28 protein-coding genes and 1 tRNA gene are annotated in these 25,859 nt (G+C 69.0%); 10 read left to right on the top strand and 19 right to left on the bottom strand.

The genetic code is table 11. The features are described from left to right. Positions 1-38 precede the first annotated feature (38 nt). Entirely contained in the window at positions 39-860 is an 822-nt protein-coding gene (gene murI / locus PKE84_RS15765; protein ID WP_271178216.1) for a glutamate racemase, read from the bottom strand. A gap of 56 nt (positions 861-916) precedes the next feature. Here murI and PKE84_RS15760 point away from each other — a divergent pair, with 56 nt between their 5' ends. Next, the gene (locus PKE84_RS15760) at positions 917-2,227 is read left to right on the top strand and encodes a nicotinate phosphoribosyltransferase (RefSeq protein WP_271178215.1); all 1,311 of its coding nucleotides are present in this window, start codon (positions 917-919) and stop codon (positions 2,225-2,227) included. Between the two features lie 27 nt (positions 2,228-2,254). On the opposite strand, the gene PKE84_RS15755 is transcribed toward PKE84_RS15760, so the two are convergent. The 3 genes from PKE84_RS15755 to PKE84_RS15745 form a co-directional block, all read right to left on the bottom strand. Further along, complete coding sequence (locus tag PKE84_RS15755) at positions 2,255-2,539, bottom strand: DUF3039 domain-containing protein (RefSeq protein ID WP_271178214.1); 285 nt, start codon at positions 2,537-2,539, stop codon at positions 2,255-2,257. Between the two features lie 78 nt (positions 2,540-2,617). Further along, positions 2,618-4,195 (bottom strand): hypothetical protein, encoded by a 1,578-nt coding sequence (locus PKE84_RS15750; RefSeq protein ID WP_271178213.1) that lies wholly within the window; start codon positions 4,193-4,195, stop codon positions 2,618-2,620. Further along, complete coding sequence (locus PKE84_RS15745; protein ID WP_271178212.1) at positions 4,171-5,025, bottom strand: ABC transporter ATP-binding protein; 855 nt, start codon at positions 5,023-5,025, stop codon at positions 4,171-4,173. Before PKE84_RS15745 ends, PKE84_RS15750 begins: the two co-directional genes overlap by 25 nt. Between PKE84_RS15745 and PKE84_RS15740 the strand changes: the two genes are divergently transcribed. The 5 genes from PKE84_RS15740 to PKE84_RS15720 all read left to right on the top strand — a co-directional run bounded on the left by PKE84_RS15740 (position 5,024) and on the right by PKE84_RS15720 (position 8,508). After that, positions 5,024-5,596 carry a hypothetical protein gene (locus tag PKE84_RS15740; protein ID WP_271178211.1) on the top strand — a complete coding sequence of 191 codons (573 nt, stop codon included), beginning with the start codon at positions 5,024-5,026 and terminating at the stop codon, positions 5,594-5,596. The genes PKE84_RS15745 and PKE84_RS15740 overlap by 2 nt on opposite strands. Positions 5,597-5,791: 195 nt before the next feature. Then, entirely contained in the window at positions 5,792-6,484 is a 693-nt protein-coding gene (locus PKE84_RS15735; protein ID WP_271178210.1) for a phosphocholine cytidylyltransferase family protein, read from the top strand. A gap of 42 nt (positions 6,485-6,526) precedes the next feature. Beyond that, the gene (locus tag PKE84_RS15730) at positions 6,527-7,339 is read left to right on the top strand and encodes an ABC transporter permease (RefSeq protein ID WP_373877155.1); all 813 of its coding nucleotides are present in this window, start codon (positions 6,527-6,529) and stop codon (positions 7,337-7,339) included. Beyond that, positions 7,340-8,074, top strand: coding sequence for an ABC transporter ATP-binding protein (locus tag PKE84_RS15725; protein ID WP_271178209.1), 735 nt, complete (start codon positions 7,340-7,342; stop codon positions 8,072-8,074). It abuts the gene before it with no gap. A gap of 116 nt (positions 8,075-8,190) precedes the next feature. Next, entirely contained in the window at positions 8,191-8,508 is a 318-nt protein-coding gene (locus PKE84_RS15720; RefSeq protein WP_271178208.1) for a hypothetical protein, read from the top strand. A gap of 60 nt (positions 8,509-8,568) precedes the next feature. Here PKE84_RS15720 and PKE84_RS15715 read toward each other — a convergent pair whose 3' ends face one another. After that, positions 8,569-8,868: a helix-turn-helix domain-containing protein gene (locus PKE84_RS15715; protein ID WP_271178207.1), complete on the bottom strand. Its 300-nt coding sequence runs from the start codon at positions 8,866-8,868 to the stop codon at positions 8,569-8,571. A gap of 154 nt (positions 8,869-9,022) precedes the next feature. Here PKE84_RS15715 and PKE84_RS15710 point away from each other — a divergent pair, with 154 nt between their 5' ends. Further along, the gene (locus tag PKE84_RS15710; protein ID WP_271178206.1) at positions 9,023-9,997 is read left to right on the top strand and encodes a hypothetical protein; all 975 of its coding nucleotides are present in this window, start codon (positions 9,023-9,025) and stop codon (positions 9,995-9,997) included. Here PKE84_RS15710 and PKE84_RS15705 read toward each other — a convergent pair. The 4 genes from PKE84_RS15705 to PKE84_RS15690 form a co-directional block, all read right to left on the bottom strand. Next, entirely contained in the window at positions 9,994-10,875 is an 882-nt protein-coding gene (locus PKE84_RS15705; protein ID WP_271178205.1) for a glycosyltransferase family 2 protein, read from the bottom strand. The genes PKE84_RS15710 and PKE84_RS15705 overlap by 4 nt on opposite strands. After that, on the bottom strand, positions 10,868-11,686 hold the full coding sequence (locus tag PKE84_RS15700) for a CDP-alcohol phosphatidyltransferase family protein (protein WP_271178204.1): 819 nt from the start codon (positions 11,684-11,686) through the stop codon (positions 10,868-10,870). Before PKE84_RS15700 ends, PKE84_RS15705 begins: the two co-directional genes overlap by 8 nt. Before the next feature lie 2 nt (positions 11,687-11,688). Continuing rightward, a complete protein-coding gene (locus tag PKE84_RS15695; RefSeq protein ID WP_271178203.1) occupies positions 11,689-12,744 on the bottom strand; it encodes a glycosyltransferase family 2 protein in 1,056 nt (351 codons plus the stop codon). 119 nt (positions 12,745-12,863) lie between these two features. Further along, the gene (locus tag PKE84_RS15690; RefSeq protein WP_271178202.1) at positions 12,864-14,573 is read right to left on the bottom strand and encodes a S1C family serine protease; all 1,710 of its coding nucleotides are present in this window, start codon (positions 14,571-14,573) and stop codon (positions 12,864-12,866) included. Between the two features lie 165 nt (positions 14,574-14,738). On the opposite strand from PKE84_RS15690, the gene PKE84_RS15685 reads away from it, so the two are divergent. Then, a complete protein-coding gene (locus PKE84_RS15685) occupies positions 14,739-15,941 on the top strand; it encodes an aminotransferase class I/II-fold pyridoxal phosphate-dependent enzyme (RefSeq protein WP_271178201.1) in 1,203 nt (400 codons plus the stop codon). On the opposite strand, the gene PKE84_RS15680 is transcribed toward PKE84_RS15685, so the two are convergent. From PKE84_RS15680 to PKE84_RS15650, 7 genes are read right to left on the bottom strand one after another with little or no spacing between them, the layout of a single operon-like run. Further along, positions 15,911-16,735, bottom strand: coding sequence for a carbon-nitrogen hydrolase family protein (locus PKE84_RS15680; RefSeq protein WP_271178200.1), 825 nt, complete (start codon positions 16,733-16,735; stop codon positions 15,911-15,913). The genes PKE84_RS15685 and PKE84_RS15680 overlap by 31 nt on opposite strands. A 4-nt stretch (positions 16,736-16,739) precedes the next feature. Continuing rightward, entirely contained in the window at positions 16,740-18,515 is a 1,776-nt protein-coding gene (locus PKE84_RS15675) for a sensor histidine kinase (protein ID WP_271178199.1), read from the bottom strand. Continuing rightward, positions 18,512-18,904 carry a response regulator gene (locus PKE84_RS15670; protein ID WP_271178198.1) on the bottom strand — a complete coding sequence of 131 codons (393 nt, stop codon included), beginning with the start codon at positions 18,902-18,904 and terminating at the stop codon, positions 18,512-18,514. Before PKE84_RS15670 ends, PKE84_RS15675 begins: the two co-directional genes overlap by 4 nt. Further along, positions 18,901-19,056, bottom strand: a complete 156-nt coding sequence (locus PKE84_RS15665; protein ID WP_271178197.1) for a hypothetical protein — start codon at positions 19,054-19,056, stop codon at positions 18,901-18,903. The genes PKE84_RS15670 and PKE84_RS15665 overlap by 4 nt, the downstream gene beginning before the upstream one ends. A gap of 43 nt (positions 19,057-19,099) precedes the next feature. Next, a complete protein-coding gene (locus PKE84_RS15660; RefSeq protein WP_271178196.1) occupies positions 19,100-19,840 on the bottom strand; it encodes a PHP domain-containing protein in 741 nt (246 codons plus the stop codon). Then, positions 19,837-20,838 (bottom strand): ATP-grasp domain-containing protein, encoded by a 1,002-nt coding sequence (locus PKE84_RS15655; RefSeq protein WP_271178195.1) that lies wholly within the window; start codon positions 20,836-20,838, stop codon positions 19,837-19,839. Before PKE84_RS15655 ends, PKE84_RS15660 begins: the two co-directional genes overlap by 4 nt. After that, positions 20,835-21,902 (bottom strand): response regulator, encoded by a 1,068-nt coding sequence (locus PKE84_RS15650; RefSeq protein ID WP_271178914.1) that lies wholly within the window; start codon positions 21,900-21,902, stop codon positions 20,835-20,837. Before PKE84_RS15650 ends, PKE84_RS15655 begins: the two co-directional genes overlap by 4 nt. A 166-nt stretch (positions 21,903-22,068) precedes the next feature. Here PKE84_RS15650 and PKE84_RS15645 point away from each other — a divergent pair. Continuing rightward, positions 22,069-22,142, top strand: a tRNA-Met gene (locus PKE84_RS15645). 57 nt (positions 22,143-22,199) lie between these two features. Here the strand turns inward: PKE84_RS15645 and PKE84_RS15640 are convergent. Beyond that, positions 22,200-22,721, bottom strand: coding sequence for an isochorismatase family protein (locus PKE84_RS15640; RefSeq protein ID WP_271178194.1), 522 nt, complete (start codon positions 22,719-22,721; stop codon positions 22,200-22,202). A 110-nt stretch (positions 22,722-22,831) separates the two neighbouring features. On the opposite strand from PKE84_RS15640, the gene PKE84_RS15635 reads away from it, so the two are divergent. After that, entirely contained in the window at positions 22,832-23,971 is a 1,140-nt protein-coding gene (locus PKE84_RS15635; protein ID WP_271178193.1) for an ROK family transcriptional regulator, read from the top strand. A 54-nt stretch (positions 23,972-24,025) separates the two neighbouring features. On the opposite strand, the gene PKE84_RS15630 is transcribed toward PKE84_RS15635, so the two are convergent. Both PKE84_RS15630 and PKE84_RS15625 read right to left on the bottom strand, forming a co-directional pair. Continuing rightward, a complete protein-coding gene (locus tag PKE84_RS15630; RefSeq protein WP_271178192.1) occupies positions 24,026-24,505 on the bottom strand; it encodes a hypothetical protein in 480 nt (159 codons plus the stop codon). Continuing rightward, positions 24,505-25,701 (bottom strand): ROK family transcriptional regulator, encoded by a 1,197-nt coding sequence (locus PKE84_RS15625; RefSeq protein ID WP_373877154.1) that lies wholly within the window; start codon positions 25,699-25,701, stop codon positions 24,505-24,507. Before PKE84_RS15625 ends, PKE84_RS15630 begins: the two co-directional genes overlap by 1 nt. Positions 25,702-25,859 lie beyond the last annotated feature (158 nt).

Raw genomic sequence — 25,859 nt, 5'->3', positions numbered from 1 at the left:
GTCTGCTCGGCTATCCGGATGGTGCGGCGAGCGAGGGGTCAGAGTCGCGGAAGCTCGATGACACCGGTCTGGACGAGGTCGACACGCGACACCTCCGGACCGATGAAGCGGTGAGCGAGCCGGAGGAAATCGTCGGCGTCGATGCCGGTCGCCTCGTACCGGATGCTCGGGGGCGCTGCGACCGTGCGCTCAAGCCCCTGCCCGACAAGTGTGCGGTACACATCCTTAGCTGTCTCGGTGTCGCTGGAGACGAGCGTGACGCCCTCCCCCATCACGTACGAGATGGCGCCCTTCAGGAACGGATAGTGCGTGCATCCGAGCACGAGGGTGTCGACGTCGGCGTCGCGAAGCGGCCTCAGGTACTCGGCGGTCACCCGCAGCACCTCGTCTCCGCTGGTCACCCCGGCCTCGACGAACTCGACGAAGCGCGGGCAGGGCTGCGTGAACAGTTCGAGCGACGGCGCGGCGGCGAACGCGTCTTCGTACGCGCGGGAGTTGATGGTTCCGAGCGTGCCGATGACGCCCACCCGGTTGGTGCGCGTTGCGGCCACCGCGCGACGCACCGCGGGCTGGATGACCTCGATCACCGGCACCGAGTAGCGCTCGCGCGCGTCGCGGAGCATCGCCGACGACGCGGTGTTGCAGGCGATGACGAGCATCTTGACGCCCTGATCGACCAGGAAGTCGAGCGCCTCGAGGGAGTAGCGGCGCACGTCCGCGATCGGCTTAGGACCGTAGGGAGAGTGCGCCGTGTCGCCGACATAGAGGATGGACTCGTTGGGGAGCTGGTCGCGGATGGCGCGTGCGACGGTGAGTCCGCCGACACCCGAGTCGAAGATTCCAATCGGTGCATCGGTCACAAGAAGACACCATACAACGCCGCGCTGAGCCCCGTCCGCCGGGCTAGGCTGAGCGGGTGACCGGCTCATCAGCGCTCTTGACCGACCGTTACGAACTCACGATGCTCGATGCCGCGCTCCTGGCCGGCACGCACGATAGAGAGTGCGTCTTCGAGGCATTCACGCGACGCCTGCCCACCGGCCGCCGCTACGGCATCCTGGCCGGGACGGGGCGCCTGCTCGATCTCGTGCAGCGGTTCCGCTTCGAAGAACCGGAACTCGAGTGGCTGCGCAGCAACCACGTCGTGCGGGATGCGACGCTCGACTGGCTCGCGGACTACCGCTTCAGCGGCACCATCAGCGGCTATCGCGAGGGCGAGGTCTTCTTCCCCGGCTCGCCCTTCCTCGTCGTCGACGCCCCCTTCGCCGAAGGGGTCATCCTGGAGACGCTGATCCTCAGCGTCTTCAACTACGACTCCGCGGTCGCCAGCGCGGCCGCCCGCATGGTCACCGCCGCCGTCGGCCGTCCCCTGGCCGAGATGGGCTCGCGCCGCGCCAACGAGGGCGCCGCCGTCGCCGCAGCCCGCGCCGCCTTCATCGCCGGCTTCAGCGCGACCTCCAACCTCGAGGCCGGACGCACCTGGGGCGTGCCGACGATGGGAACCGCGGCGCACGCGTTCACGCTGCTGCACGACTCGGAGGAGGACGCGTTCCGAGCCCAGGTCGACGCACTCGGCCCGGGGACGACGCTGCTCGTCGACACCTTCGACGTGGAGCACGCCATCGACCTCGCCGTGAAGGTGGCGGGCCCGCAGCTCGGCGCAGTGCGGCTGGACTCCGGCGACCTGCCGAACCTGGTTCGCACCGTGCGCGCGCAGCTCGACGGGCTCGGCGCGACGAACACGAGGATCACCGTCACCAACGATCTCGACGAGTTCACCATCGCGGCACTGCAGGCGTCGCCGGTCGACTCCTACGGGGTCGGCACGTCCGTCGTGACCGGGTCCGGGTTCCCGGCGTCCGGCATGGTCTACAAGCTGGTCGCCCACCGCAGCCACAACGGCGACGGCGAGTGGATCCCCGTGGCGAAGAAGTCCGAGGGCAAGGCGAGCATCGCTGGTCGCAAGCATCCGGTACGGCGGCTGAACCCGTCGGGGACGGCGATCGCCGAGGCGATCCACATCGTCGAAAACGGAGCGGCTCCCGACGACAACGGACGCTCGCTCCTGGTGCCGTTGATGACGGACGGCGAGGCGCATCCGGAGTTCTTGGGCGCGGCCGGAACCATCGCTGCCCGTTCGCACCGCGAAGCTGCGATGCGGGAGCTGCCCGATCAGGCCTTCCGGCTGGGACGCGGGGATCCCGTGCTTCCGACGATCTACGTCTAGCGGTCGACGATCTACTGCGCGTGCGCGTTACTCGTCGCGCAGCTTCGCGTAGATCTCCTTGCACGTCGGGCAGACCGGGAACTTCTCCGGGTCGCGGCCCGGCGTCCACATCTTTCCGCAGAGCGCCTTGACCGGCTTGCCGGTCATCGCCGACTCGAGGATCTGCTCCTTCTTCACGTAGTGCGAGAAGCGCTCGTGGTCGCCCGGGTCGACGTTCTGGTTCTGGAGCAGCTCCTCGAGCTCGCGGTCGAGCGTTGCCGTTCCGCCGCCGTCGGGGATGCCACCGGGTTCGGAGATGCTTGCGTCGTACATGCCGTCCAGTCTAAATCGCTCGGCGCGGTCTGACAGTCGGCGCCTTCGACCGCTCGGCCGGTCGGACCGCTCGCTGCGTCAGTCGTTGCGGTTGGCGAACGCCATCAGTTCCGGTCCGCGGCGGTCGAACGCCCTGGCCCCCAGATAGAGACCGCCGAAGAGACAGCCGAATCCCAGCACGATGGCGGCGACGGGAGCGATGCCGAGCCAGATCGGCGAGACGGTGAGCCCGAGCACCAGGAAGACGATGATCGGCGACGCCAGGATGATGATGGCGAAGAAGCTGATCGACTGCACCAGTGCGGCGGACGCGCCCGAGGTCTGCGGCTGGGTGAACGGGCTGTCCCCCGGCTTGGTCGCCGGATACGGGAACACCACGGATCCGACGCTGGAGAGTCCGAGCCCGATGAGCAGGATGGCCCCGCTCAGCGCGCCGACCGCCGGTAGCACCGCCCAGTCGCCGAAGACGGCAGTGGTGATGAGCGAGCCGATCACGACCACCGGGATGCCGACCAGGATCGGCGGGAAGATGCGGCCGACCCTGTCGGCGATCCCGCGCGTGCCCGACACGATGTGCAGCCAGATCGCCGTGTTGTCATAGGCGATGTCGTTGTGGATCGTCCAGCCCAGGAACAGGCAGATCATCGGCAGCGGCACGAGCGACGCGTAATGGGCCGGGATGCCGCCGAGCGTGAGTGCCACGATGATGAGGATCGGCACGGCGGGGATCATGACGATCGCGATCCAGTACCGGGGATCGCGCCCCCAGTAGGTCATCGACCGCGCGGCGATCGCCGCGGTCGGGCCGCCGCGGAGCCGCCCGAACCAGCCGAGCCCCAGATAGGCCTTCACGTGCGCTTCGCGGGCGGGCGTCACCAGCATCTTCGCCACCAGCGCGGTCCAGGCGAGCCAGAGGAGCCCGACGGTGGCGGCGGCGATCACGAGCTTGAGCAGTGCTGCTCCCCACGCCCCTGCTGCTGCATCGCCGGGGATCGACCAGGCGGCGCCGAGCGGCGTCCAGCCGAGCCACGCCGACAAACCGGAGACGACACCGAGACCGTCACGGCCCCAGTCGACCGTGAGCAGGAGGAACACCACGGGCGACACCAGCACGATGATCAGGATGCCGATCACGCCGCCGAACTCCCGCGAGCGACGCGTCGCCAGCGCGAAGGAGGCGAGAGATGTGGAGACGCGTGACGCGAGCACGCAGGTCAGGATGATGAGCACCGCCGAGATCAGCGCCATGATCGTGGTCGCCGGGTCCCGTGACCAGGTGATGACGGTGCCGAGCGCGCAGATCGTGAGCACCAGCGACGGCACGCCGATGAGCGCGGAGAGCAGCAGGCCGGTCGACAGCTGCCTGTTCGGCATGCCGAACAGGGAGAACCGGCGTGGATCGAGGGTGTCGTCGACTCCGAAGATCAAGGGGAGCACGGCGAAGCCGAGCACGACGATCGAGCCGATGACGACGAGCACCGCCTGCACGGAGGCGACGTCGGGAACGAGACGCGCCCCGATCAGCACACCGACCACGATCACCGTGATCAGGAGGCCGTAGAGCAGCCCGAACACCAGACCGAACACCTGCCACGGGCTCCGCCGGAAGGCGTTGCCCATCAGCCTCAGCTTCAGTCCGAGAAACTGTGCAACCACTCCATGCCTTCCGCAGCCTTGCGCCCACCCGCGAGCTCGACGAAGCGTTCTTCCAGCGTCTGCTCGCCGCGCACCTCGTCGATCGTGCCCGACGCGAGCACCTGACCGCGCACGATGATCGCGACGCTGTCGCAGACGCGCTGGATGAGGTCCATTCCGTGACTGGAGAGCAGCACCGTGCCTCCGGCCGCGACATAGCGCTGGAGGATGTCGATGACATTCGCTGCCGAGACCGGGTCGACCGATTCGAACGGCTCGTCGAGGACCAGCAGACGGGGCGAATGGATCATGGCGGCCGCGAGGGCGATCTTCTTGGTCATGCCGGCCGAGTAGTCGGCGACCAGGCGGTTGAGGGCGTCTTCGATGCCGAAGGCCTTGGCCAGATCGGCGGAGCGGGACCGGACGGTGTTCGCGTTCAGGCCGCGCAGCGTGCCCGCGTAGTGGAGCAGCTGTGCGCCGGTGAGCCGGTCGAACAGCCGCAGTTTGTCAGGGAGCACGCCGATGGTGCGTTTCGCCTTCACCGGATCCGCCCACGCGTCGACCCCGTGGACGACGACGCGGCCGGCGTCAGGGCGCAGGAGGCCTGTGACCATCGACAACGTCGTGGTCTTGCCGGCGCCGTTCGGGCCGACGATGCCGTAGAACGAGCCCTCGCGAACCTCGAGCGAGACGCCGTCGACGGCGATGGTGTCACCGAAGCGCTTGTGCAGGCCGGTGATCGACAGCACGCTCGGCGCGATCGGTTCCGCTGCCCGCGCCGGGGCGGGCTCGGGGACGTCCGGCTGCTCGGTCACCTCGACGGCGACCTCGGGAACGACTGTCGGCGGCATGACCACCGTGTCTACCTTTTCGATCGTCTCGACGGTCTCGACCGCGATCGCCGTGTCAGCGGCGGGCGCGATCGTGTCGACCTCCGGCGCCACGACCTCGGCCGCCGTCTTCGCCTTCGGGCTCGATGTGCGCGCGCCGGCCCCACGGGCACCGGATGATCCAGCAGACTTCGTGCGCGGGCTGCGTGCCGGCGTCGTGCGCGTCGTCGATCCGGCAGCCGCGGCCGCCGTCTTCGCCGGGCCCGAGGCCGGTCGTCGTGTCGACGTGCGTGCCGGCGCGGCCGGGCGCACCCCTTCGTCGTCGCCCGTCTCTGGCGCCATTCCGTCCCCCGATCGATCCCCCACCGGTGCGTTCTTCGAGCGCGTCGCGCGGGCCTTCGACGCCGGCTTGACGGCCGCCGTCTGCGCCGCCGCGGCGCCTTCGCTCGCCTCCGCGCCCGCCACCTGGTCGGGCTCGGGGCTGTCGGAAGGCACGCGCTCGGAACTCACCCCGCTAACGTACCAAGCCCTCCTCGGCTTGGCACACCCGGCAGGCAATCTGTGGAAACCGGAGCCTAGGAAAGTCCTGTGAGGAAAATAACGACCCCGCAACGACCTGCGTCAACCCCTGCCCCTCGAAAGGGTGCGCCGGTACTCTGGTGGAGGCATGAAGGGGTGTCGATACGCGTAAGTGCGGGTGAACCCTGGGTGAACCACTTCCAGATCCGGTGAATCGATGGTGATGACTCCATCGAGTCACGTCCGCACGGAACTCAAGGAGACAATTGTGACGACCCAGGTAGTGATTCTGGCCGCCGGCATGGGCAGCCGCCTCGGACGCAGCCTTCCCAAGCCGCTGACCGAGCTCAGCGACGGCCGCACGATCATGCAGCAGCAGTTCGACAACATCCACGCCGCCTTCGGCAAAGACGCCAAGGTGACCATCGTCGTCGGCTACAAGCTGGAGCACATCATCGAAGCCTTCCCCGACGCCTCCTTCGTCTACAACGAGCAGTACGACCAGACCAACACCTCGAAGAGCCTGATGCGCGCCCTGCAGGCGTCCGGCAACGGCGGCGTCCTCTGGATGAACGGCGACGTCGTCTTCGACCCTGCCGTTCTCGTGCGCGCGGCCGCCGCGGTCAACCGCGACCAGACCTTCGTCACCGTCAACACGTCGTCGGTGGCCGACGAAGAGGTCAAGTACACGACCGGTCCCGAGGGCTTCATCCACGAGCTGTCGAAGACCGTCAAGGGCGGCCTCGGCGAGGCGGTCGGCATCAACTACGTCTCCAGCACGCACAAGGCGGCACTCCTGCGGCAGCTCCAGCGTGTGGCCGATCAGGACTACTTCGAGCGCGGCATCGAGCTTGCCATCGAGCAGGACAAGATGCTCGTCGAGCCGATCGATATCTCCGACCTGTACGCGGTCGAGGTCGACTTCGCGGAGGACCTCGAGCGGGCCAATCTTTTCGTATAGTCGTACAGGCTGCGTGACGAGCATGCAGCCACGATCAATACGATGGGTTCTGTGACCAGTACATTCAGCGCGGTGCGCCCTGCGCAGCGGACCCGTTTCGCGCGCTATCGCCACTCCCTCTGGTTGCTGACGGCGCGCGATCTGCGCGTGCGGTACTCCACGAGTGCGCTGGGTTACCTCTGGTCGATCCTCGATCCCCTGGTGATGAGCGGGATCTACTGGTTCGTGTTCACGCAGGTCTTCAAGCGGGACGTGGGCGAGAACCCGTACATCGTCTTCCTGCTCGCCGCCCTGCTGCCCTGGATGTGGTTCAACGGCGCCGTCTCCGACAGCACCCGCGCGTTCCTGCGCGAGTCGAAGCTGATCCGGTCGACGATGATCCCCCGTTCGATCTGGGTCAACCGGATCGTCGCGTCCAAGGGCATCGAGTTCCTGCTCGCGCTTCCCGTGCTCGCCGTCTTCGCGATCTTCAGCGGCGCTCGTGTCAACATCGACATCCTGCTCTTTCCGCTGGCGATCGTCATCCAGACGGTGCTGACCGTCGGCGTCGGCCTCATCGTCGCGCCGCTCGTGGTCTTCTTCCGCGACCTCGAGCGCGCCATCAAGCTCTTCCTGCGCTTCCTCTTCTACGCGTCGCCGATCATCTACAGCGCGCGCGACCTCCCGGCCGCGATGCACGGATGGGCGGCGTTCAACCCCCTGACCGGCATCTTCAGCCTCTATCGGTCGGCCTTCTTCCCGCAGGAGCTCAACTGGTACCTGGTGGCCGTGAGCGCGACCATGTCGGTCGTCCTCCTTCTGATCGGCTGTCTGGTGTTCAAGCGCTTCGAGCGCGACATCCTGAAGGAGATCTAGGTGGCGCCCGTCATCGCCGTGACCGGACTCGGAGTGCGCTTCCGGCGCAATCGTGGGGGCCGTCGCTCGTTCAAAGACCTCTTCTCGAATCGCCAGCGGCGCATGCGACCCGATGACTTCTGGGCCCTGCGCCAGGTCACCTTCGACGTGCAGCCCGGCGAGTCCATCGGCGTCGTCGGCCGCAACGGTCAGGGCAAGTCGACCCTGCTCAAACTCGTCGCCGGTGTGATGCTCCCCGACGAGGGAAGCGTACGCGTCGCCGACGGCGTCGCTCCGCTGATCGAGATCACCGGCGGCTTCGTCGACGACCTGACCGTGCGCGACAACGTCTATCTCACGGCGGGCCTGCACGGGATGTCGCGGTCGCAGATCGACGAACGGTTCGGCAGCATCATCGACTTCGCCGAGATCGGCGACTTCGTCGACACCCCGTACAAGCACCTCTCCTCCGGCATGAAGGTGCGCATCGCGTTCTCCGTCATCTCCCAGCTCGAAGAGCCCATCATCCTCGTCGACGAGGTACTCGCTGTCGGTGACCGCGGGTTCCGGGAGAAGTGCTACCGCCGCATCGAGGAACTCCTGGAGGGCGGCCGCACGCTGTTCTTCGTTTCGCACAACGAGCGTGACCTGCGCCGGTTCTGCACCAGGGGGCTGTACCTGGACAAGGGCGGCCTCGTGCTCGACGGCCCCATCGACGACGTTCTCGAGCTGTACAACCGCGACTACGGATCCTGAGCCCGGATCGGCTTCGCGTCCTCCACAGACGACGGATCTTCGAGGTTCTCCACCGAGATCGGCCCTCCTCCGGCGGATGCCGGTGGAGCGTCGGACGCGGTGGTTACTTTTGCCGCATGGTTCGTTGTCGAGGTCCCCGTCGTCCGTTGTCCGTCCGCCGCTCACGCGGCCCCGCCTATCAGGTCCCGTGGCAAGTCGACCGCGGTGCACCGCCCGTCTACCGGCTGGTGAACACCGGGCCGCACGTGCTCCGCGGGGTCACCGTGAGCGTCTCCGGCCGCTCGCAGCTCCGGGTGAGCGCGCCGGCCTCGATCGCCCCGGGTGCCGCCGTCTCGGCCATCGTCACCGGCGACGACCTCGCACGGGACACCGTGCTGGTCATCCGCTGGTTCCCGCCCGACGGCAAGGAGTACCTCTGGCACGTCAGCTTCTGAGGCTCACGGGCCGGGTCCGACGATCGGTCCCGGCCCGCGGCTGGAGCCCGGTGCACGAGCTCAGCGACGCATGCTCCGTGCTCGCAGGAACTCGGCAGCCGAGAACACCTGCAGTTCCTCCGGCAGGTGCGCGGCCGTGATTCCATCGGTCAGGTGTCCGACGTCGACACCCAGAACGCCCGCGATGCGCACGATGGTGTGCAGGCTCGGGTTGGCGCAGCCGCGCTCGATCTTGCCCAGGTTGGTCACGTGCATCTGGGCGAGATCGGCCACACTCTCCTGACTCAGCCCGAGCTCGATGCGCGCGCTGCGCACCCGCTCCCCGAAGATCCGTGCAGCGTGCGAGTGTGGGACAGCCATACAACATAACTACGGGCGCACGTGCGGTGAATGCCAGAGTCGGTGAGCCTCCCGTTCCTCGACCTCGGACACCGGAGACAGACATGGCTTGTATTTTCTGGGTGTCCTCCGCATACGACCGTCGTTCGCCGACGCACGACCTAGACTCGGATGGATGGCGAAACAGCAGAAGCCGATCGTGTCGGTCACCGGCGGCCCGGCCAAGGGCGGAGACACCCCGCGCGCGCTGAACAACACGCTCGACCGCTTCCTCGCCATCCAGCGCCCTGTTGTGCTCGCACATCTGCGGAGCATCCGGCGCCGTCATCCGGAGGCAGATCCCGCCGCCTTGGCCGGCATCCTCGAGCGTCGCTACCTGGCGGCGGTGACGACGGGCGGCGCTGCTGTCGGCGTGACGGCCGTCATCCCTGCGATCGGCACCGGGGTGACTCTCGCGCTGTCCGGGCTCGAGACCGCCGGGTTCCTCGAGGCAACCTCCCTCTACGCGCAGTCGCTCAGCGAGCTGCACGGCATCGCCGTCGACGACCCCGAGCGTGCCAGGGCACTCGTGCTCACCATGATGCTCGGCCGGGAGGGCTCCGATCTGGTCCGTCAGCTCGCCTCGCAGGCCACGGGCGCCGGGGGTACGCGGTCCACGTACTGGGGCGAACTCGTCACCACGAGCCTGCCCAGCATGCTCGTCGGACCTCTCGTCGACCGGCTGAAGAACGCCTTCGTGCGTCAGTTCGCCGTCCGCGGTGGCGCCAACCTGATCGGCCGGGCGATCCCCTTCGGCATCGGCGCCGTCATCGGCGGCACCGGAAACAACATCGTCGGGCGACGCGTCGTGCAGAATTCGCGTCTGGCCTTCGGCGCGGCGCCGACGAGTTTCCCCCCGGCTCTCGCACCGGCCATCGTCACGGTGCGGGTGCGCCCCGATGGAAGCATCGCGGCACGCTCTCTCAATGCGGCCGTCGGCGGAGCGCGCCGTCTCGGCAGTGTCGCAGCCGAGTCGACCGGCCGCGCCGGACGCGCCGTCCGCGGCGTGATGCCCCGCCGTCGCGCCATCGAACGCTCGGCGAGCGCCGACTCCGCTGGCACGCCGGCCCCCACCACGCCGGATGACGACGACGAGCGAGCGGACGACTAGACGATCGGCGGCCGACCCGCCAGGGTCATCCGCCACACCGTGCGCCACGAGATCGGGCGCCGCTCCCCCGGATCGCTCCGCCACCCTTCGGCCCAGCCGCCGAACCAGGCGCGCAGCACGGCCGGCTTGCGGAACCAGCGCAGCAGCTGGATGCCCGTCCACGAGCCCACGTAGATCGGGACCAGGACGGCCGGCAGGTTGCGCCGCGCCAGCCATACCCGGTTGCGGGCGTTGAGGCGGTAGTAGTCCGCATGCCTGGTGGGCGAGACCGCCGGGTGGTTGACCTCCAGGTCGCCCGCGTACCACGCGCGCAGGCCTTCGTCCCAGACCTTCCACGCCAGGTCGATGCCCTCGTGCGCGTAGAAGAACGGCGCTGCCCAGCCGCCGGCCGCGTCGAAGACGCGCCGGGGCATCACGATCACCGCTTCCAGCACCGAGAACACGGCGCTCGGATGCGCGGGGTCGCCCTTGCGGATGCGCGGGATCCAGCGCCGCGGCGACATCGTGCCCGACGGGTCGACGATCCGCGGCTGGATCATGCCGAGGCTGGGATCGCGGTCGAGCAGGCCGATGGCGTCGGTCAGGAAGGACGCGGACGGGATGCTCGCATCGTCGTCGAGGAAGAGCAGGATCTCGCCGTCGACCACCGGGACTCCCCGATTGCGGCCGGCGGGGATCCCGAGATTCTCGGGGAGGTGCAGCGAACGCACGCCAGCGGGCAGCGGCGGCTCGGAGGTCGATGGGTCCCAGCCGTTGCCGACGACGACGATGTCGGTGACGACCCCGGTCTGAGCGAGCACCGAATCGATCCCGCGCCGGAGGTCGTCGGGGCGCGTCCCCTGCGTGAGGACGATGACGCCGACGTGGGGCTCAGACACGGACGCGCTTCGACGCCATGATCGTCACGAAGTGACCGACGAGCGCGAGAAGCGCCAGCGGCACCAGAGCGACGAGCAGGATGCGGTTCGCCAGCTGGTCGCCGATGAACAGCCCCACCACCGAGAACGCGAAGATCAGCATGGTGAGCTCCACCGAGTGGTAGAGCCGATGGAACGGCACGTAGCGCGCAACCCGTCGAAGCCGTGCGACCGCACCGTGGGTCGGGGCGTACTCGCTCTGGGTGTCGGCCAGTTTCGGCAGTCCGGCATTCGCGCGCGCGACGCGCACCATGTCGTTGAGCGCCTTGTTCAGCACGATGATGAGGGCGAGCAGGGTTCCGAGGTTCGTCCACAGGTAGTCGTCCGGCGTCTGGAACGGGTATCCGGCTGCCCGGATGCCGAGGGCGATGGCGATCAGCGTCTCGGTCGAGTAGTGGCCGACGTTGTCGAGGAAGATGCCGGCCGGCGACGAGGTGCCGCGCCAGCGGGCGACCTCGCCGTCGCAGCAATCGACGAGCATCTGCAGCTGACCGAGCACGAGCGCCAGAGCGGCTCCTCCGATGCCGGGGATCAGCAGGCTCGCGGCGGCCGCCCATCCGGTCAGGATCATCAGTCCGGTCACGCCGTTGGCGCTGATCGATGTCTTGAGCAGCCACCAGGTCAGGTAGGGCGACAGATTGCGCAGGTAGAGCGACGCCGTCCAGTGCTCAGCGTTGCGGCGGCCGCGCACCTCCGGCGGCTGGGCGACGGCACGCAGCTCGGCGATCGACGTCGGGCGCACGTTGTGTGCTCCGGGGACTGGGGCTGACATTGCTACCTTCCCGTGTGGGCGGTGATGTTGCGGCTGAGCGACAGGAACCCGAGCAGGAATCCGATCCCCCAGCAGAAATGAATGCACGGCAAGACTACGAGAAACCACAGGAACGAGCGAAAACCGTCGCGTCGGCCCCACACCACGGCGGAGGCCACCACGACGAGCGCGTAGAAGACGGGGACGGCGAATCCGAGGAGCAGCCACGGCTGAGCTCCGACCACCGCCTGCACGATGCCGGCGATGCCGACGAGGAAGCCGAGCACGACCGCGACCACCATCGCCGGAGGCACGAAATACCGGACGCCGTTCGCGGACGGGAAGCGACGTGCGAGTTCGCCTCGCCAGACCCCGGTCGAGACGAACTGCCGGGCGAGTCGGTACAGGTTGGGGCGCGGCCGGTAGGTCACCTTCAGCTCGGGCGTGAACCACACGGTCCCGCCGGACGCCCGAAGCCTCCGGTTCAGCTCCCAGTCCTGCCCCCGCTTGATGTCCTCCGCGAAGAGCCCGACGTCGAGCAGCCGCTGCCGCACGAAGACGCCGAGGTACACCGTCTCTGCCGGGCCCGCCTCGCCTCCGACGTGCAGCTTCGTTCCGCCGAGACCGATCCTGCTGCCGTAGGCCCGCGCGACGGCCTTCTCGAAGGGGGTGGTGCCCTGCGCGTCCATCAGCCCGCCGACGTTGTCGGCGCCGGTGGAGATGATCGTCTCGACGGCGATGCGCGCGTAGTCCGCCGGCAGCACAGAATGGGCGTCGACACGGATGACGATGGGGTAGCGCGATTCCCGGATCGCGAGGTTCAGTCCGGCCGGAGTGGAGCCGACCACGTTTTCCACGACGCGGATGCGCGGGTCGACCGCCGCCAGTTCCTCGACCAGCTCGGTCGTCCCGTCCATGCTCGGGCCGAGCGCGAGGGTGACTTCGAACGGGCCTTCGTAGTCCTGCTGCAGCAGGCTGTCGACGGCGGCGCGCACGTGCGTGACCTCGTTCAGGACGGGCATCACGTACGAGACACCGGGAAGGGTGTTCTGTGCTGCGTCGTGCGCCATCTGATCCATTCGTCGTTCGGGACGATCGAGCTTATCAGCCGCCACTCCACGCGCCTGGGAGGGTGCGCAGAACGGCCGAGAGGCCGCCCCGCTGTGCGCGGGACGGCCTCTGTTTCGGTTCGGATGGATCAGCTCGCGGGGAGCGATCCCAGCGTGACCGTGGCGGTCTTCGTCTGACCGTTGCGGATGTAGGTCACGTCGGCCTTCGATCCTGCGGCCAGCGCTCGCACCTGAGCAGTCAGGTCGGTGGCGCTGGTGATGGGCAGGTCGTTGAAGCCGACCACGACGTCGCCGGCCTTGAGACCGGCGCCTGCGGCCGCTCCCCCGCTGGTGACGTCCTTGATCAGCGCGCCGACCGTGGTGGCCTTGCTGTCGGAGCTGGCGTCGGCGACCGAAGCACCGAGCAGACCGTGGGTCGCCTTGCCGTCCTTGATCAGCTCGTCGGAGACGCGCTTGGCGAGGTTCGACGGGATCGAGAATCCGACGCCGATGCTGCCGGACTGCGACGAGCTGGAGGTGCCGGATGCGCTCGCGATCGCGACGTTCACGCCGATCAGCTCGCCCTTGGAGTTGAGCAGCGCGCCGCCCGAGTTGCCCGGGTTGATCGCGGCGTCGGTCTGCACGACCGGGAGCGAGATCGTGGCCGTCGACTGGGTCTGGGTGTCGCCGCCGGAGCCGGAGCCGCCCTGGCCGGGGAAGTCGAAGTTCCACGGGTTGCCGTTGCTGTCGCCGCCGCTTCCGCTGCCACCGTCGGTCGAGCCGTCGGACGACTTCGGGGCGGCCGATGATGCGATGCTGATGCTGCGGTTGAGCGCGCTGACGATGCCGTCGGTGACGGTTCCGGAGAGACCGAGCGGGGCGCCGATGGCGACCGCGGTGTCACCCACGTTGAGCTTGCTCGAGTCGGCGAACTTCATCGGGGTGAGACCCTTGGCGTTGTCGAGCTTGATCACCGCGAGATCGGTGGTCGGGTCGGTGCCGACGATCTTGGCCGTGTAGATCTTGCCGTCGTTGTCCTGCACGGTGATGCTCACGTTCGAGGCCTGGCCGTCGAGGGTGACCACGTGCGTGTTGGTCAGCACGTACCCGTCCGAGGACAGGACGATGCCGGAGCCGGTGCCACCCGAGCTGCTGCCCGAGACCGAGATGGTGACGACGCTCGGGGAAGCCGCCGCCGCGACGGCGGTGACCGTGGTCGCGTCGTTCGCGTTGTTGACGGTGATGTTCTGCGGGCCGGTCGCCGTCTTCACGATGGAGCTTCCTGCACCGGACGCCGCGTAGATGCCGACACCGGCTCCTGCACCGGCGACGCCGCCGATGAGGGCGCCGATGGCGAGGGTCGCGATGATGGCGCCGGTGTTGCGCTTCTTGGCCGGCTTGTCGGCGGTGACCACACCGGGAGCCGCGGCGTACTGCTGGTGGTGGGCGTTCGGCGCGTACGGCTGCTGCGGGGTGCCGGGGTAGGCGTGACCGGCAGGCTGGCCGAACGATCCCTGGCCGTAGTTCGGCTGGGGCGCGGTGGGCTGAGCCCCGGTCGGCGCACCGTAGGGCTGCGGCGGAACGGGCTGGGTCGGCTGGGTGCCCTGTGCGGCGGGCGCAACGGGCGCTGCCGGCGCGGCCGGCGCAGCAGGAGCGACGGGAGCCTCGGGGGCTGCGGCTGCGGGGGCCGGCGCTGCCGGAGCCTCCGGCTGCGGCACGGTGGCCTGCGTGTCGGCCGGGGTCTCGGCGTTCGTCGCGGGGGTGTCGGGAGTGCTCACGTTCTCAGCATCCACGACCGACTCGGTGTCGGCGTCGTGCTGGGGCTTCGCGGGCTCCGGAGTGATCGGGGTGTCGGTCATGATGTGGTGCTCCTTCCAAGCACTGACAGCTTGGAACCCGAACCTGAACGTTCTATTTGCGGGTGCTGTGGGCCACCTACCGCCTGCCAATGACTCTGCATAACGTATCGAATGCAGCGCGGTCCGTCACGCCGTAGGTTGGGAGGAGGCGACGAGAGGATTCCCATGACGGTCGACGGTTCGTGGCAGCGAGCGGCGCGCGGCGCCGGTCTCCTCGGCGATGACGGCTCGATCGCCCCCACGATCTTCGCCGAGATGAGCGCGCTCGCGGTGCAAACGGGAGCCATCAACCTCGGTCAGGGCTTCCCCGACGAAGACGGGCCAGCCGCCGTTCTCGACGCCGCCGTGGCCGCCATCCGCGGAGGCGGGAATCAGTACCCGCCCGGCATCGGCATCCCGGACCTGCGGCTCGCCGTCGCCGAGCACCAGCAACGGTTCTACGGTCTGGCGGTCGATCCGGACAGGGAGGTGCTGATCACGGCCGGCGCGACGGAGGCTCTCGCCGCCACGCTGCTCGCGCTGCTGGAACCGGGTGACGAGGTCGTGACGTTCGAGCCCTTCTACGACGCGTACGGAGCGCTCATCGCGCTCGCGGGCGGGGTGCACCGCACCGTCCCGCTCCGGCTCCCCGGCTTCCAGCCGGATCTCGACGAACTGCGCTCGGCGGTCACCGACCGCACCCGCGTGATCCTCGTGAACACCCCGCACAACCCGACCGGCACCGTGCTCTCCACAGACGTGCTGCAGGCCGTGGTCGAGCTCGCCGAGCGGCACGATGCGTACATCGTGACCGATGAGGTGTACGAGCACCTGACCTTCGGTCCGCGCCACGTTCCGATCGCGACGCTCGAGGACGCCAGGGAACGCACGATCACGATCTCCTCCGGAGGCAAGACGTTCAACACGACCGGATGGAAGATCGGCTGGGTCACGGCGCCCACCGACCTGATCACCGCGATCCTCACGGTGAAGCAGTTCCTCACCTACGTCAACGGAGCACCCTTCCAGCCGGCGATCGCGACCGGTCTCCGCCTCGGCGACGAGTACTTCGCCGGCATCGCCGCCGAGCTGGGCCGCAAGAAGGACCTGCTCTCCTCCGGGCTCGCCTCAGCCGGCTTCGACGTCTTCGCGTCCGACGGCACGTACTTCGTGGTCGCCGACGCCGCACCGCTCGGGTACGACGACGCCGTCACGTTCTGCCGCGAACTCCCGCTGCTCGCCGGCGTCGTCGCCGTGCCGCTGTCGGCGTTCTGCACCGGCGCCTACGCGGCGAGCACGGCATCCCTCGTGCGCTTCGCCTACTGCAAGCGCGTCGAGGTGCTCGAGCGGGCTGCCGCTCAGCTGGCCGTCCTCGGCCGCACCTCGTAGCGGCGCAGCGCCAGGCTCGGATTCGCTTCGCGCACGTCGCGGAGACGCGCGGCGGACACCTCGGCGACGGCAACGCCCGTCGTCTCGCCGAGTCCGGCAAGGGCCACGCCCATCGGATCGACGATCAGGCTCCCGCCGACACCGATCGGCGGCGTGTGATCCGCCGCCGCGATGTACACCGTGTTCTCGATCGCCCGCGCGGTGAGCAGCGTGCGCCAGTGCTCCTCCTTGAGCGGACCGCGCACCCATTCGGCGGGCACGAGAACCAGCTCAGCCCCGGCGTCGACGACGCGGCGGGTGACCTCAGGGAACCGGATGTCGTAGCAGGTCTGCATCCCGACGCGGATCCCGTCGACCTCGAACGTCTGCGGGGCGTCCAGGGCGCCCGCGACGACCCATTCCGACTCCGAGGCGCCGAAGGCGTCGTAGAGGTGCTGCTTGCGATAGGTGGCGACGACGTCTCCCACCGGTGAGACGGCGACGAGCGTGTTCGAGAAACGCTTGGGATCGTCGGTCGTCTCGACCAGCCCCGCGACGATGTGGATGCCGTGCTCGCCCGCCGCCGAGACGAGCGAGCCGACGAACTCGCCGTCCAGGGGCTCCGCGTTGCGCACGAACGCCTCGCCGAGCGGATCCACGAAGAACGAGGAGTACTCGGGGAAGACGACGAGACGCGCTCCACGCGCTGCAGCGATCGCCGTGAACGCGGCGATCAGGTCGCGGTTGTGCACGCGGTCGTCGGTCGGCGCGAACTGGGCGACGGCGACCAGGATGCCGGGGGCGGCTTCCGACATCGCGCTAGTCCCGCATCTCGATCGACGCGGACTCCATCTCGAGCGCCGCCGCTTGCAGGGGCAGGTGCAGGCTGATGGAGGTCCCGACGCCCTCTTCGCTCGCGATGTCGAGCCGGCCGCCGTGCGCGGTCACGATCGCCTTGGTGATCGTTAGTCCGAGCCCGACACCGGGCACCGCGTTGCGGGTCGCGGTGGACGCGCGGAAGAACCGGGTGGAGAGCTGACCGAGCTCGACCGCGGGGATCCCGATGCCGGTGTCGGTGACCGTGATCACCGCTTCCTCGGGTTCGGTGCGCAGCGAGACGGTCACCGTTCCGCCCGCTGGGGTGAACTTCACCGCGTTGGAGACGAGGTTGTCGATCGATTGCCCGATGCGCACCGGATCACCGGGGATCACCGTCGGTCTCTCCGGCACCTCCGCCACCAGGCTCACGCCGGCATTGGCCGCGATCGGCCGTGACGTGTCGACCGAAGCGGCGATGACCGTGTCGAGCTCGACCTGCTTGATGGCAAGCGGGAAGCGGCCGGACTCGACCTGCGCGGTGAAGAGCAGGTCGCCGACGAGCTTCAGGAGACGGTGCGCGTTGCGTTCGGCGACCCCCAGATACTGCAGCTGCTCGGCCGACAGCGGGTCGTCCTCGTCGTCGCGCATCAGTTCCAGGTAGCCCAGGATCGAACTCAGCGGTGTGCGGAGCTCGTGCGAGATGAGGCCCACGAACTCGTCCTTCAGGCGCGCGAACTCGCGGGCCTTGGTCATGTCCGTCGCGACGAAGATGAAGCCGACGCGGTGCCCGTTCTCGTCGAGGCGGGGCGTGGCGGCGACCTGCACGGGCACGTGCTTGCCGTCGGGACGCACGTAGGTCCAGTCGCGCACGTCGGCGTACCCGGAGCGGACCGCATCGACCAGAGCGGAGAAGTCCTCCGCGCTCGAGACGGTGGTCAGCCGCGCATCCATGTCGCGGAGCCGCTCCTCGAGCTCCGAGATGAGGTGGAAGTCGACCATGTGATGGGTGCCGTCGAGCACCTGCTCCGAGGTGAGCCCGAGCATCTTCTCTGCGCCCGGGTTCCACACGTCGATGAGACCGTCGAGGTCGGTGCCGATCACCGACTGCTCGGTGACCGCGTTCCAGATGCTCTGGATCAGGCGGTTCGCCGTCTTCAGCCGGGCCTCGTTGAGCGCCAGCTCGTCGGAGGCGCGCACCGCGTCGTCGAGCAGGGCTTTGCGCTGTTCCGCCGCCCCTTGCGCCGCGGCGAGCTGCTGCCTCACCCGGTGCGCGATCTCGTTGATCACGCCGGCGACGATGAGGTAGATGAGCGGCGAGAAGAACGCGCGCACCCACTCGGCAACGCTGGTCGGCTGGTCGCTGAGCAGGAGCGGCGCGAGAAGCACGAGGAAGACGCCGAGCGCGGCGATCAGCACGTTGAGGCGGCCCTCCTCCGAGGCGATCCACACGAAGGGCAGCAGGATCAGCACTCCGAACGGCGAGGCCGATCCACCCGTGCCGAGGCGGAAGAAGCCGACCGCCACCAGGGAGAGCACAGGGACGATCAGGGTCCACTCGGTGCCGATTCGCTGCCACGGGAGCGCCGCCGCGAGCACCGAGGCGACCGCGATGAGCACGATGCCTGTGACGAACGAGGGGATGTCGGCGACCGTCGGCTGGAACGGCAGCAGCATGATGATCAGCGCGAGCGCGAATCCCGCGATCGTCGGGACCTGCTTGAGCATCGGCGAGGGCGACTCGATCGAGATCCGCTTCAGCCAGCGATCGATGGTCATGCGATCGCTCCGATGCCGAGCATCTCCCGGATGCGCCCGGAGAGTGCCTTCGGACTGAACGGTTTGATCATGAAGCCGTCGGAGCGGTCCGCCACCACGCCGTGATCCGTGAGCAACTGCACCGACGCCGAGACCATCAGGATCAACGTCTTCTTCATCTCCGAGTCGGCGCGGATGCTCTCGGCGACCTGCACGCCGTTGAGGCCCGGCATCGAGATGTCGAGCACCGCCAGGTCGATACCGCCGGCGCGCACGGCGTCGAGCGCCAGCCTGCCGTTGTCGACCGCCGCGACGACCTCGACTCCGGCGCGCTCCGCCGCGATCACCATCAGAGTGCGGATGTCGGCGTCATCGTCCGCGACGACGACGCGCTTGACGGAGTCCGTCACGAGAAGAACACCACCCTGACCACGATGATCGCTGCGAGCACGACGACGGCGATACTCGCATACGGAAGCAGGCGGTACTCCGAGCGCCGGTTGTCGTCGATCTCCTGCTGCAGCTCGGCGCGCAGTTCGCTGTTGACCTCTGCGGGGCTCATGGGTTCGTCCTTCTGGCTGTTCCGCTCGCGCACGTACACGCCGTCATGCCGGTACCCCGGCGCTCTCGAGGATGCGTGCGACGCGGTCGTAGCGACCGACATCCGCGGCATCGTGACTGTCTGTGGAGGCGACGATACGCGCATCCGCGGCGATCAGGGCGGACACCGCGTCCGGCCCCGGGCACGCCCACTTCTCGTTCACCTCGACGATGGTGCCCGTGGCCGCCGCCGCCTTCGCCCAGGCGGTCAGGCGCTCGGCACCGAGCTGCTCTTCGGCGAGGCCCACCTTGGGCAGGATCGAGAACCAGTGGGCGAGCTGCGCGTTCGGCGTGCGCTCCATCGCCCGGATGCTGGCCGTGACCAGCAGATCCAGCGCATCGTCGGCCGCGAGACCGTTCGCAAGCCGCTCGCGGGTCGCCGACGGCGACCACGGGCCGTCTGTGCCGGGGAACTGGTGGTCGCCGATCACGACCGCGTCCACGCCACCTGCCGCGCCGACCAGCAGGTCGGCCGGGGTGTCGACGGCGCCGGAGGAATCGAGCAGTTTCGCCTCGACCCCGGTGAACACGGTCAGGCCCGCCGGAACCGCCTCCGCGGCGACGGCGGCGACGAACTCGGGAACCCAGGTGGTCGACATCCGCACATGGTCGATGAGCCGGATGCGCTCGAGGCCGACGGCAGCTGCGGCGGCCAGATTCTCGGCCAGGGTACTGACGGCGTCGTCGGAGAACGTGGAGTGCACGTGGAAGTCTCCGCGCAGCAGTCCGCTCCGCGTCACCGTCATTCTTCGCCGGGCCCCTCGCTGTGCGCGGCGTTCTCGGACACGAGCACGTCGGCGGGGTCGAGGAACACGTCTTCGAGGTAGCGCACGTTGGCGATCTCGGCGAACTCCACCTCATCGGGCACCGGACGCCCGAGCACGAGGTCGAGGAGCAGCGACGGCATGTCGACGCCTGCGGCGATCGTCAGCGGCATGGCGCCGGGGAAACGCGGATTGACCTCGAGCAGCGCCGGCTCCCCCGTGCTGCTGTATCGCAGCTGCACGTTGGCGACGCCGGTGAGTCCGATCGCCCGTGCGACGGCGGCGGCCGTCTCGGAGAGCTCGGCCCGGCGGACCGTGCGCCCGGCGATCGAGACGCCGGAGTCGACGCGCTCGCGCGAGCGCGGGACAGCGGCGATCACGTGCCCGTCGAGCCCCGCGATCACGTCGACCGAGAATTCCTCGCCCGGCAGGTTCTCCTGGATCAGGATGCGGTGGTCGGTGCCGAGCGCCTCGAGCTCCACGCGGTCGGCGATGAGCTTGACGCCGCGCGACCCTGCGCCGCTGCGCGGCTTGATGATGACCGGGAAGGTCCAGTCGGCGCCGACGCCCTCACCATCGAGCAAATGCGTCTCCGGCACGCGGACGGACGGTGTGCAGCGCTCCGCGAGCTGGAACTTGTCGAGGCACACGGTGAGGGTCTCGAGGCTCGGCGCCGCGAGCGCGGTGCCGACGGCCTGCAGTTCGTCCCGGCGAGCCGCCAGTCCTGGCAGCTCGACGTCGACGGTCGAGAACAGCACGTCGATGCTGTCGGAGGAGCACATCGCGATCAGCTCGTCGACGAACGTCTCCGACCGGCCGGCCGGCACGATCCGCCGGTTCTCCGCCTCGACGAGGTAGAGCCCGCTGGCCCAGCCGTCCATGTCGGCGGCGAGCACCTCGACATCGTCGCGGGCGAGCAAGGATCGGATGACCGCGACGCCGGCGGGTCCGCCAGCTCCGGTCACGAGCACTCGTGTCACTGATTGTTCCCTTTGAATCGGGTGCCCGCCGTCATCGACGAGGCCGGCACGGAGATGTCTGCTGTGTCCTTGATGACTTCGAGCGGCTCGCAGTTCGTCCCGCCGCCGAACCGCGACCAGTAGCGCGCGGTCGCCAGCACGAAATCGGGCTCGAGGTAGGCGCGCAGCTCGGTCTGCGAGCGGAAGCAGTCGATGAGCGCGAGCTTCGATTCGGTGAAGCCGTCGATCGGCACGAACCGGGTGGGCCGGTAGTCGATCGTGGCCGACGGGCTCTGGTAGCAGCAGACGGTCCGCACCGACCGCGTCGCCACCAGCGTCGCCGAGTGCACGGCCCGGTGGTCCTGATGACGGTCGTGCGCCGAATGCGTGTAGACGATGTCGGGCCGGACCTCGGCGACGACGCGCTCGATGATGCTCACCGTGGGGTCGGCGGCGGAGATCCGCGTGTCCTCGAGGTCTTCGAGGAAGAGCCGCGCGCCGAGGAGTTCCGCGGCAGCGAGCGACTCGTGCTGGCGGTCGTTCGCGTCGCCGCCGCGCGCCCCGCGCGAAAGAGTCAGGATGACGACGTCGTTGCCGGCGTCGCGGTGCGCCGACAGGATGCCTCCGACGCCGATCTCCACGTCATCCGGATGCGCGCCGATCGCGAGCACGACCTGCGGCGCCTGCGCGGCCTTCCTGGTGCGGCCCTGCTCCGCGAGGCGGTTGACGATGGAGACGAGATCGGCCGAGGCGATCGGCTTGGTGAGGAACTCGTCAGCCTGGGCGCGCAGAGCCGAGACGGCGTAGTCGACCGAGACGTGCGCGGTCATGACGACGACGGGCATCCCCGGATGGCTGGCGCGCAGCGACTTGAGGAGGTCGAGCCCGGAGATGCCGGGCATCTCGATGTCGGTGATCACGACATCCGGCTCGAATTCGGCGATGCTCTGCAGGGCGATGGCCGGGGCGGTGATCGCGAGCACGACGGCGTCGGCCCGCTTCTCGAGCACCGTCTTCATGTAGAGGGCGACATCGGGATCGTCCTCGATCACGCAGACCCGGTACTTCTGCATCCCACTGACCATCGGCATTCCCCCTCTCGGTCCGACTCTATCGGCGGAACGCGATCATGTCTTTGTATTGAAACCCCGTGTGCGAGGGGTTCGCGCGCGCACCGGGCGTGTCCTGGCCCTGGGATGCGGCGCCGATTTTTCTGTTGGCCGACCTTCGTGCTAGAGTCAATTCTTGTGCCGCGGGGTGGAGCAGCTCGGTAGCTCGCTGGGCTCATAACCCAGAGGTCGTAGGTTCAAATCCTGCCCCCGCAACAAGAAAGGCCCGGATTCCCTTGGGAATCCGGGCCTTATCCTTTGGATCGGCGCCCCTCAGCGGGCGAAGACGACGTGCTCCAGGTCGAGGATGCGAACGCCGTCGGCCTCGAGTTCACGCGTCACCCGCTCCGCGATCGCCGCGGCCGGTTCGCCGTCGTCGTAGGTGGTGTGGCCGTCGCTTGGCACCGTCACGTCGAACCCGTGTGCGAGAGCCCCCCTGCTCGTCGCCTGGATGCACAGTTCGCTCTGCAGCCCGGCGACCACGACCGCGTCGACGCCCATCGCCCGCAGCACATCTGCCAGCGCCGGGTTCGCCTCGAACGTGTTGCTGACCGCCTTGCGGACCACCGGCTCGCCGGGGAGCGCCCGGAAGCTGAGCTCCCAGCCGGGAGTCCAGGGCTGGTCGGGCTCGCCGACCGCTCCATCGTTCTGCACGTGCACGATGGGCACGCCGGCCGCGCGGGCACGCTCCAGCAGCTCGAACAGCGCCGCGCGGAACGTCTCCGCCTGCTCGACGGCGGTCTCGCCCTCCAGCATGTCGCGCTGCGCGTCCACCAGGATCAGTGCGTTCCCCATCCCGCCATCTTGCGCCCGTCCAGCCGGAATCGCCACCCGTCGCTTCCGTCGTGCGCAGCGGCCGTTCGCTAGGGTCGACTGCGGGGAGCACGCGCGTCGAGGAGCGGCAAGTGGCAGACGATCACAGCAAGGCAACACAGGCCGCCGTTCGTGAGCGCAATCTCACGAGCGCACTGCAGCTCGTGCTGTCCGGCAGCGGAACCGCCACGCGCGCGAGCATCGCCCGCCGCACCGGCCTCACGTCCGCGACCGTGTCGTCCCTGCTCAGCGGCCTGTTGGCCGACGGCCTGGTGCTCGAGGGTCAGCGTGCGGAGAGCACGGGAGGCAAGCGCGCGACCACGCTCCAGATCGACCCCTCTCGACACGTGCTGCTCTCGGTCATCGTGCAGCCCGGCCTGGTGCGCGGCGCCGTGGTGAATCTGCTCGGATCCGAGGTCACTTCCCTGTCGCAGAAGCCGGTCACGCCGGGAGCGATCGAGGACGTGCAGCTGGTCGTACGCCGCCTGGTGGCCGCGACCACCGCTCGCGTCGTCGCCGTCGGCGTCCAGGTCCCCGGCATCGCCGACGGTCCGCTGATCCGCGAGAGCGTGCAGCTCGGCTGGAGCGACGTCAACCTGTCCGACGCCCTGCGCGACATCGTCGACGCCCCCGTGCACCTCGTGAACGACGCGGACGCAGAAGCGTTGGCCGACTACGCGACCTCCGATCAGTTCGGCGCGAATCAGATGTTCGTCTCGCTCAGCACCGGCGTCGGCGCCGCGTTCATCGTCGACGGCTCGCTGCTCGCCGGCGCCGCCCACCGGGCCGGTGAGATCGGCCACGTCCCCGTGCTCTTCGGGCCGGATGCGCCGCTCTGCGCCTGCGGCAACCGCGGCTGCCTCGAAGAGGTGGTCTCGGTGACCTCGCTCGTCGGACTCCCCCACGGCACCGACCTGGAGTCAGTGGATGTCGTCGCGCTCGCCTCGACCCAGGAGTCGCGTGAGCGGATCGCCTTCGGCGCCCGCGTGCTGGCGCGCGCGCTGCTGCTCGTCGGTGCCGCCCTCGACGTGCCGAACGTCGTGCTCGGCGGCACCGCCCCCGAGCTCGGTGACGAGTTCATCGGGCACCTGCGGGCGGAGGCCGCGCGTCACACCGTGCGCGCGGCGATGCCGCTCAGCTTCCGCTATGCCAAGGTCGCCCTGGAGCAGCCGTTCCGCGGCGCTGCCCAGCACGCGCTGCAGTCGACCCTCGGGGTCTCCTGGGCCCTCTGAGGCGTTCCGGAGGCTCCGGGCGTGCTCGGGTGACCGACCGGTGACCGACCGGCCTCAGCGGGCCGTGAGCAGCCGGATGAGAGCGGCGCCGCGATCGCGGTCGAAGCCGAACGTCGCGACGTCCGCGTAGCTGTGCCCCGTGAGACGGTGGCCCATGTCCACGACGAGCACCGAGTTGCAGGATGCGCGGATCGCGTCGATCACGACTCTCGCATACGCAGTGCGCTCGTTGTCGATCCCGACCACCACGACGGGCGTGCGGGTTGCGAGTACCAGATCGGGGTCGTCGTGCGGCCCGACGGTCACCACCGGATTGTCCACCCAGCGCAGCGTCCTGGCGGAGCCGGGCTCGCCCCAGATCTCGGCGAACGTTGACCAGCGCGGGACGCCGAGCACGTCGTTGTCGATGCTCGCCAGCCGGACGACGGTGCACCGCCCGCGGAACAGGGGAAGGGACTCCTTGGCGCGCGGTGCGATCGCGAAGGACTCCACGACAGCGGTGTCGGTGTCCTCGCGCTCCAGCACCAGAGTCATCAGGAGACCCCGAGCTGCGCGGAGAGCACCATGACGACACAGCCGCGGAGCACGATGTCGCGCCCCTGACTGGTCATCCGGATCGTCGCATCCGAATGGAAACCTGCCATGGTGCGGTTGCGGAGCGTCTCCCCGACCGCCTCGAGGAGCGGTCCGTCGACGAGTTCCTCCGGCCCGCTGACGACGACTTCGGAGAGGTTGAGGGCGCCGACGATCGGTGCGAGGGCGACACCCAGCCGTTGCCCGGCCTCCCTCAGCACCGGCGCGACGGGTTCACCGGCGATGGCCGCCGCGGCGACGCGGGACTCGAGCCGGGGCACGGCGAGCCAGGCCTCCAGGCACTTCTCACGGTCGTACGGGGCTTCCGGTCCGTCGTCGGTGCCGACGATCACCTGACCGATCTCGCCCGCGGCGAAACGGCTGCCGAACACGAGGGCTCCCGCGACCAGCAGGCCGGAGCCGACGCCGTGCCCGACCTTGACGAGCATCATGTCCCCGTGCGCTCCCCCGAACCCGTGTTCGGCGAGAACGGCGACGTTCGCGTCATTGGCGACGAAGACCGGGAGGGCCGTGTGCTCGGCCACGATGCGCTGCAGGGGGACGTCTGTCCAGCCCAGGTTGGGCGCCGCCACGACGGTGCCGCTCGGCTCGACGATGCCCGGCGACCCGATGCCGATGCCGAGGATGTGCGCGCTGGTCGCATCCACCAGTCGGTCGACCAGGTCGAGCACCTTGGCCGTCGCGTCGCTCCCGCGGCTGCCGGCGAGCGCGACCTCGGCGCTCGCGAGGATCTCGCCGTCGATGTCGAGCACGGCGCCGCGGAAGACCGAGTGCTCGCTGAGGTCGATGCCGATGATCTGCGTGGTGGCGCGGTTCATGTCGAGCAGCACGGCGGGCTTGCCCGGCCGTGAGTCGTCGCGCTGGCCGAGTTCGACCACGAGGCCCTCGGCGATGAGACCCGCGACGAGGTCGGAGATCGTGACGCGGGTGAGGCCCGTCTCGCGCGCCAGATCGGCTCGGCTCACCTGCCCGGCGCGGTACAGCGTCTGGAGCACGAGTGAGCGGTTGTGGTTGCGAGCGTGCTCGGGGAGCACCTTCGCGCTGGGGCGCAGAGCCCGCCCGGGAACCATGCCCCGATCGCCCGGATGGGGTGCGATCTCACCGAGCGCCGAGCGCCGTCCTTCGTCCACCAGCATGTTTGTTAGTAAAGTCGACAATCAAAGTTTACGCAAGCATTTCCGCGCTCGAATTCCGCGGTGGCGGGAACCAGCGGCCACCGCGCGTCGGCGAGGGGCTGAACTTTGTATAGGGAGCGAACATACGCCGACGCACCGACGGCCCGCACGGTTGTCCG

The organism is Leifsonia poae (genome assembly GCF_027921845.1).
GTDB lineage: Bacteria > Actinomycetota > Actinomycetes > Actinomycetales > Microbacteriaceae > Leifsonia > Leifsonia poae.
Note: the sequence above shows the minus strand (reverse complement) of the source record. Positions and strands in the feature narration are given on the sequence as shown.